This is a genomic window from Bdellovibrio sp. HCB-110, assembly GCF_047323225.1.
Lineage (GTDB): Bacteria > Bdellovibrionota > Bdellovibrionia > Bdellovibrionales > Bdellovibrionaceae > Bdellovibrio.
This window is the reverse complement of record NZ_CP178750.1, coordinates 1,680,262-1,694,290: the sequence shown is the minus strand read 5'-3', so window position 1 is coordinate 1,694,290 and position 14,029 is coordinate 1,680,262. Positions and strand designations below refer to the sequence as shown.

The window sequence follows — 14,029 nt, the reverse complement described above, 5'->3', positions numbered from 1 at the left end:
TTTAAACGGTGCCTGGACCACACCCAGGCACTTTGGTTATTGCTGACATTGACGTGCGATTTCTTTGAGTTCATTGATCTCATCACATTCAAAACGCGAAATGCGCGAACAGACGTAGTCAATACAAGAGGCATCGTAAAGTCCCCGGCACATATCGGTGACCTCAAAAACCTCGACCTTTTCATCGCAAGCAAAGCGACTCATGCGACTGCAAACACTGCGCACACAGTCCCCGTTCACGTTACGACATTCCCGAGTGACCTCCATAAGATCATCCCGATCATCACATTCAAAGCGACTCATTTGCTGACAAACAGCTTCGACACAATTGCTGGGAAAATTTGTGGGAGGACAATTGGGAGGACGGTTTGGCGGTCGTCCCGGAGCCGGAGGGTTTTCACTTTCCGGAGGATCTGGAAGCGGACGAGGTCGTGGCTGCTGAGGCGCCAGCAAGACCTGCCATACGCCGGAGTTTGTATAGTAAGAATCCACCAATTTTTTTACTTTTTCGTGATTCGACGGAGCTCCTAAACTTTCTACGGACATCAGAATCAAAAGGATAAAAAAACTTGAAACGAAGATACGCATAAGTCCCTCCCCCTTTCTTAATGCTCCAAATGAAAGGAACGAACCTCAACAGCTCGTTGGGGGTGGAGTCAAAATACAATGATCTTCCCCTAGAGCCCGACCTGAAGCTTGTTATAATAAAGTCCCAAGCACAAAGGAGTTCTTTATGGCGACGAAATCCATTCTTATCCCGGATGACTTAGCTGAAAGAACAACGGCGGGCCGCCTGCGCTCACGTCTGATTCGTGATATTGCCTTGGAGTTCGCACAGAAATTAAAAATGGACGTGGAGCTTTTGTATGTCAAAAACCTCACTCCCGGACTTTTTAAAAAGAAGCAGATCGGTGCATTATTAGAAACTTACGACGCTATCGAGACGTCGATTCTGCAGCAATTTGCGAAAGCCAAAATCAAAGGCCGCGTAAAAATCATGTCTGGATCGCCCGCTGAAGAAATTCTTCATCGTGTAAACTCGTCGGAAAATATCTCACTGATTGTTATGGGCACTCACGGTAAAAAAGGTCTGAAGAAAATGTTTTTAGGCAGTGTTGCAGAGGAAGTATTAAGAAATGCCTCTCTCCCCGTTCTGATTTTGGGCCCCGCCGCTCAAGAAAAGCGTCGGAATTTTAAAATAGATGGAAAATTTAAAGTTCTCTTTTTAACGGATCTTGCAGACAGCAGCGCGCCCGCCGAAAAATGGGCCCTTAAATTCTGCAAAGAGTTAGACTGCAAAGTCACTCTGCTTCATTCTGTCGGGGACCAAATCCGTCGCACCCGACAGAGTCTTTACGGATCGGGTTACATTCCTTTTGATATGGAAGAAACATTCACGGATATGGCTTTGGATGCACAAAATTCATTGAAAAAGAAAGAGCACCAATGGGCGCAAGAAGGCGTGAAAGTTTCCTCAGAGACAGCCACCAAAGAAGAGACTTTGGAAAAAACTTTTCAAACAAAACTCCGTCAAGGCTACCATCTCGTCGTAATGGGAACCCACTCGGATAAAATGATGAAAGCGTTTCTGGGAAGTACCGCCAGAAAAGTCATTCAAATCTCACCACTTCCAGTCCTCGTAGTGAGATCCAAATCCTAAATAGGCAGAAGATATTCGTCATAAGTCACAGAAATATGAAGCTCTTCGATACACTCCCCTTTACGAAGAAAGGAAGCCCGTAAAAGTCCCCGAACCGAAGCCACATTTTCTGCACGAGTCAGAGCCCGAATGAATTTGTACTTTGGATAGCGCTTACGACAATGCTCAACCAAAGCCGTCAATAAAGAGGAGAAACACCCCTTCCCACGAAAGGAAGGATGAATAAGATAAAAAACGCCCACATTATTAAATTCTTCATCAGGATAAATCCCAACAAACCCAATAAGATCCCGATCAACCCAAGCCGCAAAATGAAACTCCGGAGCAAACTGAATCAAAGCCGCCTTCTGCTCCACTTCAGACATCTCAGAAAACCGCGACAATGGAGCATCCGGCTCCCCCGACTCAAAATAAGAGTCATGCAAAACAATCAATTCACTTAATGTAGGCTCCTTAAGAACAACTTCCATACATCCACAATACCAACCAATAACGCAACCGCGCTACCAAAAGTAAGTCCGTACCTTTTGAAAAAAGAAAAAGGGAAGCCAAGATGGCTCCCCTTCGCGCGAGGACTGTCTGAGCGTTTTGCTAGCGGCGGGACCCCACTGCCAGCAAAGCCGGACCCTCGTATTTAGTAAGCAACGTGGTGATTGATTGCTTCGTGAATTCTTGGATCTTTCAAAGGAACCAAACTGTGTTTGCTCCAGAAAGACATGATAGTCAGCAAGAACAATCCGGCAAATCCAGCAAAGATACCGATTTCCCAGAAGCCAAAAGTCACATGACCATCAAAGAAGTTAGGATACACCATCCAGTAGATGTCTACGTATTGCATGATGAGAACAAGAACAGACACCAGGATAACGTGGTTGTCGTTTCTCTTCGCTCCGCGAGGAAGCAATGCCAAGAAAGGAACAACGAAGCGGAAGATCAGAAGAGCCATAGAAATGCCCATCCATCCACCTTGTGCTCTCATGATATAGTACTCTGTTTCCTCTGGTAAGTTCGCGTACCAAATCAACATGAACTGAGAGAACGCAATGTAAGCCCAGAAGATTGAGAAACCTTTAAGGTATTTTACAACGTCATGTTGGTGTTCTTCAGTGACATAACCTTTTACGAAGCCACCGCGTCTCATCAACACGATCACAATCGCAAGGAACGCCATACCCGCTTGGAACATACCAGCGAAAGTATAGATCCCGAAGATTGTTGAGTACCAAGTTGGAAGAAGTGACATCAACAAATCAACGCTGAAGAAAGAGAACGCCAACGCGAAGAATACGATGAAACCAACTGCTGGAGACACGTTCTTATTTGTTAGGTTCTGATCACCCGTTTGATCTTGTTTCAAAGAGTTTCCAACCATCACCCATCTGAAGATCATGCAACCGATGGCGAAGATAAACAAACGCACAACGAAGAAGCCTGAGTTCAAATAACCTGTTTTAGCTGCGATCACTGGGTTTTCAGCAACAACCTCAGGGTTTGCCCAAGGGTAAAGATGCTTAAAACCAACAAGCAGCAATAAACCACCGATCAAGATCGCTGGAATGAAAGCCGTTGTCGCTTCAGCGTAACGACGAATTGTCACAGACCAGCCCGCTTTTGCTACGTTATTAATAGCAACCCAGAAAAGTCCGCTCACCGCCATTGCAGAGAAGAAGAAGAAAGCTACAAGGTAAGAAGTCCAAAGACGCTCTGGACTTTTCATCAAACCAACAACGAAAGTCAAAAGACCGATTGCAATCAATGCAAAACTGATCGTTTTCAACTTCGCTGGAGCTTCAAATTTAGATACGTGTAGATTTACGTGATTGTGTTCGCCCATACCAAAACCTACTTAGATTGCTTCTCTAGGAAGCGAATGTAGTTAACAACTTGCCAACGATATTTTTGTGGAATGTGAGAAGCGTAAGGACCCATCACACCCTGCCCCACAGTGATCACGTGATAAAGGTGTCCATCTGGCCAGCCTTTGATTTTATCAGTGAGCATTGAAGGTGGTTTCAACGCCATCTTCTCAGAAACAGAAGATTTCGCCTCAACTCCGCCCTCACCTTTATAACCATGACAAACAGCGCAGTTTGTTTCGTAGTATTTTTGACCTACGAGTAAAGTCTCTTCGTCCATTTTACCAGCATAAGGGTTTTTCAAATTTTTCGCCGCACCTTCAACATCAGTCGTGTATCTGTAAGGCTCAAAGCCCACAGGAGCTGTGCCTTCAGGTGGAACTCTCATTCCGCTGTGGTGTGGAGATGTTTCGTCGTACTCCTGAGCTTTGATCGCCGGAGACTCCATCATGTCTTGGATGATTTCTACATTGGGTTTGTTACCGCGAGGACCGCAGCTAGACAATGCTAGAGCTGCCAAGCCTGCTGCTGCTACACCCATGGATAAATTCACAAGGCTTCTCATCTTTAGTACTCCGTCTTTTTCACTTCAGTTGCGCCAAGCTCTTTGAACATCTTTTCAATTCTTGATTCATCATAACCCGTGTCATTGAACGGAATGAAAACCGCGAATTTATGAGAGCTCAAATCAGGATCAATGCTAGGAGGATCAATGCGTGGGATTTTGCACGCATAGAACAAAGCTCCTACCGAAGAAAGAGCGGCAAACAAGATCGTCAATTCGAACATGATAGGAATGAACGCAGGCAAAGAGAAGAACGGTTTACCACCGACATTCACGGCCCAGTTCACTGCCGAAGTCCACCAAGTCAAAAGAAGACCTGCTGTCAAACCAACAACACCTGCAGTGAAAGTCACATAAGGAATCCAAGATCTTTTGATTCCGCAAGCTTCTTCCATACCATGAATAGGATAAGCAGAGATCACTTCAAACTTTGTGAAGCCCGATTCGCGAGTTTTGCGAGCGGCTTTCAAAATCAAATGTTCTTCTTCCCAGATACCAGCAATACCTTTTGTATATTTAGCCATTAGTGGTGCCCTCCTTTTTCATCGTAACCAACATGGAGCACGGGCTTCACTTCCGCGATAGAAACCGCAGGGAACAAACGTAGATACAACAAGAACAACGTCAGGAACATACCGAAGGATCCGACAAGAACCCCAGTATCGAACCATGACCAAGCGTACATACCCCAGCTTGATGGCAAGAAGTCACGGTGAAGAGATGTCACAGTGATCACGAAACGCTCAAACCACATACCGATGTTTACGAAGATAGAAACAACGAACATCACTGGGATTGAACGACGCATTTTCTTGAACCAGAACAATTGCGGGATCAATACGTTACAAGTCACCATACACCAATAAGACCAACCGTAAGGACCGAACGCACGGTTGACGAACACGAAGCGCTCGTATTGGTTGCCAGAGTACCAAGCGATAAAGAACTCAGAGGCGTAGGCGTAACCAACTAGCATACCTGTTGTCATGATGATCTTATTCATCACTTCCATATGGTCTAGAGTTACGTAGTTTTTGAATTCAGGGAAACCGATACGTACCAATGTCATCAACGTCACAACCATCGCGAAACCGGAGAAGATCGCACCGGCAACGAAGTATGGAGGGAAGATCGTTGTATGCCAACCTGGCAAGTTAGAAACCGCGAAGTCGAAAGAGACGATCGTATGAACTGAAAGAACGAGTGGAGTAGAAAGACCTGCAAGGATCAAGTACACCATTTCATAGTGTGACCAGTTCTTAGCAGTTCCACGCCATCCCAAAGAAAGCGCACCGTAAACAGTTCTGCGAAGTTTGTTTTTCGCACGGTCTTTGATAGTTGCAAAGTCAGGAACCAAACCGATGTACCAGAACACCATGGAAACTGTCGCGTATGTTGATACGGCGAAAACGTCCCAGAGAAGTGGCGAACGGAAGTTCACCCACAAGGGTCCACGTTGATTTGGATACGGAAACAACCAGTAATCCAACCAAGGACGACCTGTGTGTAGTAGCGGAAAAAGACCTGCTGTCATAACGGCGAAGACCGTCATTGCTTCCGCAGTGCGGGCAACGGATGTTCTCCATTTTTGACGGAACAAGAAAAGAACCGCAGAGATCAATGTACCGGCGTGACCGATACCGATCCAGAATACGAACGTCACGATCATCGTTCCCCAGAATACCGGAGCATTCACCCCGAGGAGACCGATACCAACGCCGACGACGGATGCGAGGATACCGATGTAGAACAACAACAACGTCTTCGCACCCAGGAACAATCCCACCCAACCTTTGGATGGGAATCTTTCCACCGGTGCACAGATATCATCTGTCACATCTTTTAAAGTCTTATTGCCAAGGACTAATGGGCTACGCTTCATCATGAGTGCTCACCTTGTTTTGCAGTACCGTGACCGTTGTGGCCACCAGTTGATTCTTTATCATTGTTACGGATCTTAGAAAGGTAGCGCACGGAAGGTGCCGCATGCCATTCTTCAAGAAGAGCGTAAGCACGTTCTTCTGTTTTAAAGATCTTAGCCACTTCTGAATTCGGGTCATTCAAGTCACCGAATACGATACCACCTGCAGGACATGCAGTTTGGCAGGCTACTTTCACATCGCCGTCTTTCAACTGACGTTTTTCATTGCGAGCCACAGTTTTCGCATCCTGAATTCTTTGAACGCAGAATGTACATTTCTCCATCACCCCGCGAGTACGAACACCCACAGAAGGATTCAGAGCCATGTGCAATGGCTTTTCGATTTGTTTCGCATAGTTGAACCAGTTGAAACGACGAACTTTGTAAGGACAGTTATTCGCGCAGTAACGAGTTCCTACGCAACGGTTGTAAACCATGTCATTGAGACCTTCATCAGAGTGAACAGTCGCAAGAACCGGACAAACAGTTTCGCAAGGAGCGTTGTCACAGTGTTGACACATAACCGGTTGGAAAACCGCTTCAGCATCAGCCGGGTTGCCAGTGTAGTAACGGTCAATACGGATCCAGTGCATTTCACGGCCTTCGATCACGTACTGCTTACCTACCACTGGAGTGTTGTTCTCGGATTGACATGCAATCACGCAAGAAGAACAGCCTGTGCAAGTGTGAAGATCAACAGCCATACCCCACTTGTGACCACTGTATTCGTGGCCAGACCAGATAGACCAAGTGTGGTGCTTGTGGATGCCGGCGTCTTTTTTCTTGTTGTAGTCTTTCAAAGTTGCTTCCGCAACGATGTTACGACCTTCCATAGAGTGATGACCTTGCGTGATCGCAATTTCATACTTTTTAGAAAGTTTTTTGAATTCTACTTTTTGACCCGCAAAGATCATTTTGCCGTCTTTTGCAGTCGCTAGAGCAAAGGCATTTTTACCAATGCCGTTACCTACTTTACCGACGCGAGTGCGACCGAAACCAACAGCGATCGCCATAACATCGTCATGAAGACCTGGTTGGATCAAGATAGGAAGTTCGATCTTCTTATCACCCACTGTTAATTCAACGACTGTGTTTTGCTTCAAGCCGTGCTTTTCAGCCGCCGCCAAAGAAACACTGATGTAGTTGTCCCAAACAGCTTTTGTGACTGGATCTGGAAGTTCATGCAACCAAGCCACGTTGTTCAAAGAACCATCGCCCATTTGTGACGTTGGATAAAGAACAAGTTCAAGACCTTCAGAAGCCGCCGCAGGTTTGATAGATGTGAAAGCATCTACTTTGAATGAACGAGATGAAGAACCGCCGTTCAATTGACCTGCGTAACCTTTTTGAAGAGTTTCTTGCCAGAAATCTTCGAAGTCTTTTCCTTTACCTACTTTGGGAGCAATGTCTGATTTCCAGAAAACTCTCAAGTAGTCATAGAATGTCTCGTAATCTCTAAGACGCTGAGGACCCATGTTCGCCATGTAAGCCCAAGTCATCAAAGAAAGTTGGAACGAACGAGTGTCATACATAGGACGGATCGCAGGTTGGCAGATCGTGTAAACACCGTTTGCCAATTCAGCATCATTCCAAGATTCCAACGCGTGGTTGTCTGGAGTGATGTAGTCTGCGTAGATACCTGTTTCATCGATACGGTCACCAGTATAAACAACCATCTCAACTTTTTTAGCAGCATCTGCAAAGCCCATTTCAGCAGGCAAAACAAACGCTGGGTTCACACCGTGAATCACCAAAGTTTTTACTTTGCCAGCAGCCATGTCTTTAATAAGAGCGGCCATGTCTTCGTAAGATGCTTTCAAAGCAGAGTTTCCGCCTTTAGCATCCACTGTTTTTCCGTCGTTATCCAAAACAGAGTTCAAGAAGTTCACAGCCACTTGAAGCTCTTTTGACTTCGCCGTCATTGTTTGGATACCACCTGCTACAACCAAAGATTCACCTTTGTTAGCAAGAAGGTCTGCGGCTACTTTCGCGAACAATTCAGGTTCAACACCCAATTTTTTCGCTGTGTCTGCAAATGGCGCCAACGCCGCTTTGACAGAAGCATTGCCCGCATATGCAGAAGCACCTTTTTTCACGATGATTTCGTGAAGAAGACCCATCACAACATCCAATTGTTGCGAAGGTTTGATTCTCATGCGGATGTCCGCATTTGCACCAGTCAAAGAATAGTTAGAATCAAAAGACACCAAACGATTCATGTTTTTGATGTCTTTACGGCCATTCACGAATTGATTCGTGAATGCTGTTGGAGAGATCCAAGTTCCCAAGAAGTCCGCGTCGATAGACACGATCATTTTTGCTTTATCGAAACGATAAGCTGGGACTACGTCATCACCGTAAGAAGCTTTTTGACCTTCACGAACTTCTTCATTCGAGAATGCTTCCCACACAACTTGTTTCGCTTTGAAACCTTGTGCGAAGTCGCCAATCACAGCACGAGTCGCAGGAGAAGCAATCGTTCCTGTCAAAAGAACGACGTCGCCTTTTTTAAGTTGTTCTACAACTTTTTTATCTAGCTCTTCCCACTTAACATCAACAACTTGGCTGTTTGATTTCTTCTCGTTGAAAAGGTTGCGCTGAGGACCTTTGAGTCTCTCAGGGTCGTACATCTTCAAAAGAGAAGCTTGAGAACGAATGCTCAAACCAGAGATGCTGAATGGGTGGCCCGGATTGGCTTCAATTTTAATAGGACGGCCTTCGCGTGTTTTAACAAGAACACCGAGTCCATCAGAACCATCAAAGAAAGCGGAAGAGTAGTAATTCGCTACTCCCAAAGTCACTTCTTCAGGTTGTTTGTTGTAAGGAACGATTTTTTGTACCGGACGACGGATGCAACCTGCAGACGCCATCGCGATAGAGGCACCCATGAGTTTTAGGAACTCACGACGGGCCCAACCGCCTTCATCGTCTTTCTCGCGAAGAGGAGACGATTGAAATTCTGTCTCAGCCATTTTCATGAACTCTGGATCGTTTTTCCATTGCTCAAGGCTTAGCCAGTACTTGTTGTCGCGCTCGACTTGTGGACGAAGCGCTTTCTTCATTGCTAATTCATTTTCATCATGATCGTGATGCATTTCAGACATGGTACCTTCCGAAACCTTAGTAGTGGCAAGTTGAACAGTTGAGTGGCGCTTTATTTTCAGGCTGACGGTGACAGTTCACACACCAACCCATGGAAAGGTCAGAGAACTGCTCGACCTTTTTCATCGTCTCGATTTGACCGTGACAAGTTTGGCAGTTCACGCCTTTTGCGACGTGGGCGTTGTGATTGAAGTGAACAAAGTCAGGAAGCATGTGCACGCGAACCCACTCAATAGATCCACCATTGTCATACGCTTCACGCAATTTTTGAACATTAGGTTTATCCGTCGCCACTTGAAGATGGCAGTTCATGCACGTTGAAAGTGCCGGAATATTCGAATGCTTCGTTCTTTCCACTTGGTTGTGGCAGTACTGACATTGAATCTTGTGAGTTCCCGCATGAAGGGAGTGATCAAAAGGAATTGGCTGCTCTGGAGCGTATCCTTTATTATATCCAAACCCTGGTTGAAACTTACAACCAACGAGAAGAGTTGAAATCATGAGCGCGCCTAAAAACGCCAATGCGCTCGCCGCTGTTCTTTTGAATACCCGATGCATAATCATCCTTCGCTTATTCACTACTGTGGGCCAAAGACAAACGAATGCTGTCCTAATTTTAGTTTGCTCCTATTTAATGGTGGAAAAGTCCAGTTGTCCATATTCTTTTTGCAAACATATTGAAAAAGAAGAAGACTCGGACTTCTCGCTTAAGAAGTGAGCAAAATAAAAATCAAGTTGCAGGTGTTTGTTTTTTACCTCGTCCCTGCCTAATCACACTTACATAAATCACTAACAAGATGTGAGCTGCCACAAAAGCAGACACATATTCCACTCCACCGGCACCGAATCCGTAGGAATGAAGCCCTGCGCCAAGAACGAAGTTCACTCCGTACCACGCCATGATCACCAATGAGAAAGTGATAACTGCTGTCACCACCATTCCAAAATGTTTGATCATGCCTGCGTAGCGCGCGTGAAGAACCGCCAAATAACCAAGAAGAGCAATCAATGCCCATGTCTCTTTTGGATCCCAACCCCAGAAGCGTCCCCATGAGTAGTCCGCCCAGATGCCGCCCAAAATAATTCCCGGAGCGAGGAACGCGACACCGATTTGCATCGCACGATAAATTCCCGTCACCACAGCTTTGATTTGCTCTTGATGTTTTTGTTCTCCGCGGAGGTAGTAGAAAAGTCCGATATCACCCAAGCCGAAGGCCAAGAAAAACGCCGCATAACTGATAGTGATAGTCATCACGTGAATCGTCAGCCAATAGTTGCTGCGAAGAACTGGCTCCAAAGGCTGAAGCGTCGGATCAAGAACTGCGGGAGCAAAGTCTGCGATCACAAGCCCAAAGGCTCCCACCAAAGTTCCCGCGACCAAAATCAAACGGAACTTATAGATAAGCTCCAAGATCGCAGCGAACAACAATGTTCCCCAAGAAACCCAAACCACGGTCTCATACATATTAGAGACCGGCGCACGCTCCATGATGTACATGCGCAAAGCAAATCCATAGGTGTGCAGAACAAAACCGAGAGCGATGAACGCCCAAGCTGGTTTCATCAAAGACTCTTTATTCAGAGTCCACACCAAAAGCAGAATCAAAAACGCGATGAAATAACAGACATACGCCCAACGGAACGGATGGAAGCTGTTATAGTGAACTTCCGCTTTCATTTTAGATTGATGATCATAAAGAACCGGATTATTCGCTTTCGCCAAATCTTCAAAAGCGTGAACAGCTTTATCAAGCTCCGCTCCCGTTGTGTCGGTGCTCTCCCCTTTTGCCACGGCTCCGATATGGGAAACGAAGGCCTTGGTGATATCCATGAACTTTTCTTGCTGAGCCGGTTCTAAATCCGCCACGGCAATCCAAGCATCCCCCTCTTTAGGAGGAATGACTTTCATCATACGACCTGCCGCCACTTCTTGAAAAACCACGAACTGATTTTCAAGACGCTGCAAAGCTTGAAAATAAGGATCTAACTTTTCTTTCGATTCACGTTTTGTATTCAACTCTTGACGCAGCAAAGTGAATCTTTCACCGCCAAAAAGTTCTTCGCCCGTAAACCAGCGTTGGTCTTTCGGAAGCTTCATGGCTTCAAGCACCTGGTGATTGCGCACCTCGAAGATTTTTTTGTCCTGCCAAGCTTGCGGAGACAACATCCACGTCATTACGATTTCTGTCGCAATTCGGCCTTCGTATTTTGTTTTACCATAGACAATTTCCAGCATCTCGCGGGCAAAGCTGTCATAAGGTTTGATACGTCCGCCGTCTTGAACCTGCAAATAGTTAAGAGCATCGCCCGTTTTTGCAAAAACAGAAACGCTCACTAACAAAGAGGCCACTACCAACATCAACTTCTTCATACTTTATCCCCGTCTTTTTGCGTTTTGCTCGCAACTTTAAAATCCAGGTGCTTAAACCACATCAATAAAACAATTCCCAAACTCAAAATCAAAGAGCCCAAGTATTTCAAAAAACGGCCCGGATCATGGTTCACCGAAAAGATCGATGCCACCGGACGACCTTCTTCTTCTTGGAAGCTCGCTTGATAGATGGTGAGACCCTTGTACTTGAGAGGCTCATTCATGGAAATGACTTGTTCTTTCCCATCCGGTAAAGTCACAACGCTTTCGTAAGCCATCGCGCGCATCGTGCCCTGATAACGAGTGACTGCGAAGTCTTTCAACTGCAACTTAAAGCCGATATCGGTGCGACGATTTCCGTAAGTCAAAAGATAGACGGCATTGTCAGTGAATAGTTTCACCATATCGTTCAACAACACCCAGTGCTCTTTGCCGTCAAAAATAATTTTAATTGCAGAGGTTGTCAGTGGTGTTGGACGCGCAGAAGGTTGCAAATCCCAATCTTCCAGAGCTGACGGCAAGAAACGCAGAACACGGAAGTTCAAAGCCATTTTAAAACCAGGGTCAAAGACTTCGCCCTCTTTCACAACCCCTTTTTTATGGGGTTTTTCAGAGTCCTTTTGAAAGACGACGTAACGAAGAGACATTTTATCTGCTTCTGGCGTAAAGAAGATTTCATTGACACCACGGCCTTTTTCAGGAGCGGGACCCAGGTGGATTTGCGCCGGACCGAAATTGTGAGTCGCGACCGAGTTCGCCTTCTTTTGCACCAACCACTCAATCACGTTGACGTTGGGATTTTGCAATTGAAAGCGCAAACCCGCTCCGCCTTTTCCGTTTTCATCAGCAACGACTTTACGTGAAGGCAGAACATATTTTTGATAATCAACAATGCGGATGTCGCCCTCATAAGCCGGAATCACCAAAGGTTTTTCAGCTGTGGGGGGATGTTTAAAGAAGTCGACCTCTTTCTCTAATGTTTTTGAATAACGATCGCCATCAAAAGAAGTGTAAACCACAAGGTCTGTTTCGGAAGTTTGCACAAGATTGTTGTTCTCGCCAATTCCGACACGCATAGAACCATCAAGTCCGTAGTTCATCGTCAAAAAAGCACCAGCCAACATCACAATAATCCCGATGTGCGCCAGAACGAAAGACACGTGTCTTTTCTTCCAAGGCCAACGATCCAGCATCACCGCGACCAGATTCACTACTAAGAGGATCATGATCAGATACATGAACCAGGTATCGTAAACGAGTTTTCGTGCGGCATAAGAGTCATACTTCGCTTCGACGAAAGTGCCCACGGCCGTAATAACTGCAAGTGCAATGATAATGAAAACAGCCAACTTAAGCGAAGCTAGAGGTTTGTTAAGCCTCTTCAAGAGAGATTTTTTGGGCAAAGAAGCCTTATCCAACGAGCCGTCCTTACTGAGAGCGATTTTTTTATTTACTGATAGCTTTTGCGCTGTCAGATAAGTTTATTCAAGGCGCGAGGAGGAAGGCGTACACCGTACGTCGACGACGAAGCAACGCAGAAAAAACTTATCTGACTGTGCAATATCAATAATTTAAGTCGGCTTGACTGACTATGCTTTTTGCTTTTCGACGCCCTACATTATATGCATCAAATTGTTGCGGACGTAGCTGAGAGCAAAGAGAACTTTTTCCTGAACCTTCTTCGCTTCTTCTGGTTTGAGCTTTTTTGTCTTCTCATCCATATAGAGCGAACGGTTCATCTCGACCTGAAGAGTGTGCTGATCACGACGAGGATCGCCGTACTGCTCTGTGACGCGACCGCCAAAATACGGCCAGTTGTATCCGACTTTAAATCCGGCAGTCACATAAGCCGCAATCACCAAATCTTTAAAACGTGGATCACAGCTTTTGCCTTTGCTATCGCTGACAACGATGTCGGCGCGAAGTTCTCCTGGATCGCGATGCTCGCTGGTTCCTACGGACGGCATGCTGTGGGCATCAATGTGAAAAGTTTTTTTATAACCTTTGCCGTGCAGGTCTTGATAAAGCTTGCGAATGCCACTGTGAAAAGGCTCATAAATAAGTTTTACCAGCTCGTCGTGGGACTGCGGACTCATCGGCTCTTTCATCAACTGATGTTTGTACGTTGTGATAACCCAGTGAAAACCGCGATTGTGCGTTCCCGCAGGATTGCTATTTCCCATAACAGAAGATGCGTCCACATCCTCAGGGATCCGATTTAAATCAGCCGCATAGCGATGCCACTCGGTTTTAACAAAGGGAATATGAAGTTTGTGCAGAGCCGGTTCATACAAAAAGTCCACATAACGATCGACATCACACATCAAAACTTCTTCGGGCAAGGAGTTGAGCCACGGAGTTTGCGGAGGAACTTTTTCACCGGAATGTGGAATTGTCACGATCAGTGGTACTTCAGTTGAACTCATAATGCTCCTTCCGGTGCTGCTTCAGCTTCGCTCTGCGGGCTACCGCCCCTTCAGCTTCGGGCCTCTGGTCTTTTGCTCTGCCGGCGTCCGCCGATCCTTCTACCTTGACCTCTATTGAGGAAAAAGCA

General features: G+C 45.9%; 12 protein-coding genes. 1 reads left to right on the top strand and 11 read right to left on the bottom strand.

All coding sequences use genetic code 11. From position 1 onward, the window contains the following. Nucleotides 1–36 precede the first annotated feature (36 nt). Entirely contained in the window at nucleotides 37–588 is a 552-nt protein-coding gene (locus tag ACL934_RS08075; RefSeq protein ID WP_374079721.1) for a hypothetical protein, read from the bottom strand. A 145-nt stretch (nucleotides 589–733) separates the two neighbouring features. Between ACL934_RS08075 and ACL934_RS08070 the strand changes: the two genes are divergently transcribed. Beyond that, complete coding sequence (locus ACL934_RS08070) at nucleotides 734–1,660, top strand: universal stress protein (protein WP_374079719.1); 927 nt, start codon at nucleotides 734–736, stop codon at nucleotides 1,658–1,660. Here ACL934_RS08070 and ACL934_RS08065 read toward each other — a convergent pair. From ACL934_RS08065 to ACL934_RS08020, 10 genes are all read right to left on the bottom strand, one after another. Further along, a complete protein-coding gene (locus ACL934_RS08065) occupies nucleotides 1,657–2,130 on the bottom strand; it encodes a GNAT family N-acetyltransferase (protein ID WP_374079716.1) in 474 nt (157 codons plus the stop codon). The two genes, ACL934_RS08070 and ACL934_RS08065, sit on opposite strands and share 4 nt — an antisense overlap. A 164-nt stretch (nucleotides 2,131–2,294) precedes the next feature. Next, a complete protein-coding gene (locus ACL934_RS08060; RefSeq protein WP_374079713.1) occupies nucleotides 2,295–3,494 on the bottom strand; it encodes a molybdopterin oxidoreductase in 1,200 nt (399 codons plus the stop codon). Nucleotides 3,495–3,502: 8 nt separating this feature from the next. Further along, complete coding sequence (locus tag ACL934_RS08055; protein ID WP_374079712.1) at nucleotides 3,503–4,081, bottom strand: c-type cytochrome; 579 nt, start codon at nucleotides 4,079–4,081, stop codon at nucleotides 3,503–3,505. A 2-nt stretch (nucleotides 4,082–4,083) separates the two neighbouring features. Then, nucleotides 4,084–4,605 (bottom strand): DUF3341 domain-containing protein, encoded by a 522-nt coding sequence (locus ACL934_RS08050; RefSeq protein WP_374079710.1) that lies wholly within the window; start codon nucleotides 4,603–4,605, stop codon nucleotides 4,084–4,086. Beyond that, nucleotides 4,605–5,966: an NrfD/PsrC family molybdoenzyme membrane anchor subunit gene (gene nrfD / locus ACL934_RS08045; RefSeq protein WP_374079708.1), complete on the bottom strand. Its 1,362-nt coding sequence runs from the start codon at nucleotides 5,964–5,966 to the stop codon at nucleotides 4,605–4,607. Before nrfD ends, ACL934_RS08050 begins: the two co-directional genes overlap by 1 nt. Next, complete coding sequence (locus ACL934_RS08040; protein ID WP_413613300.1) at nucleotides 5,963–9,106, bottom strand: TAT-variant-translocated molybdopterin oxidoreductase; 3,144 nt, start codon at nucleotides 9,104–9,106, stop codon at nucleotides 5,963–5,965. Before ACL934_RS08040 ends, nrfD begins: the two co-directional genes overlap by 4 nt. 16 nt (nucleotides 9,107–9,122) lie before the next feature. After that, nucleotides 9,123–9,662, bottom strand: a complete 540-nt coding sequence (locus ACL934_RS08035; protein ID WP_374079701.1) for a cytochrome c3 family protein — start codon at nucleotides 9,660–9,662, stop codon at nucleotides 9,123–9,125. Nucleotides 9,663–9,834: 172 nt separating this feature from the next. Beyond that, nucleotides 9,835–11,475, bottom strand: coding sequence for a cytochrome c biogenesis protein (locus tag ACL934_RS08030; protein ID WP_374079700.1), 1,641 nt, complete (start codon nucleotides 11,473–11,475; stop codon nucleotides 9,835–9,837). Next, entirely contained in the window at nucleotides 11,472–12,860 is a 1,389-nt protein-coding gene (locus ACL934_RS08025) for a cytochrome c biogenesis protein ResB (protein ID WP_374079698.1), read from the bottom strand. The genes ACL934_RS08030 and ACL934_RS08025 overlap by 4 nt, the downstream gene beginning before the upstream one ends. A gap of 228 nt (nucleotides 12,861–13,088) precedes the next feature. Beyond that, nucleotides 13,089–13,901 (bottom strand): N-formylglutamate amidohydrolase, encoded by an 813-nt coding sequence (locus ACL934_RS08020; RefSeq protein WP_374079695.1) that lies wholly within the window; start codon nucleotides 13,899–13,901, stop codon nucleotides 13,089–13,091. Between the last annotated feature and the right edge of the window lie 128 nt (nucleotides 13,902–14,029).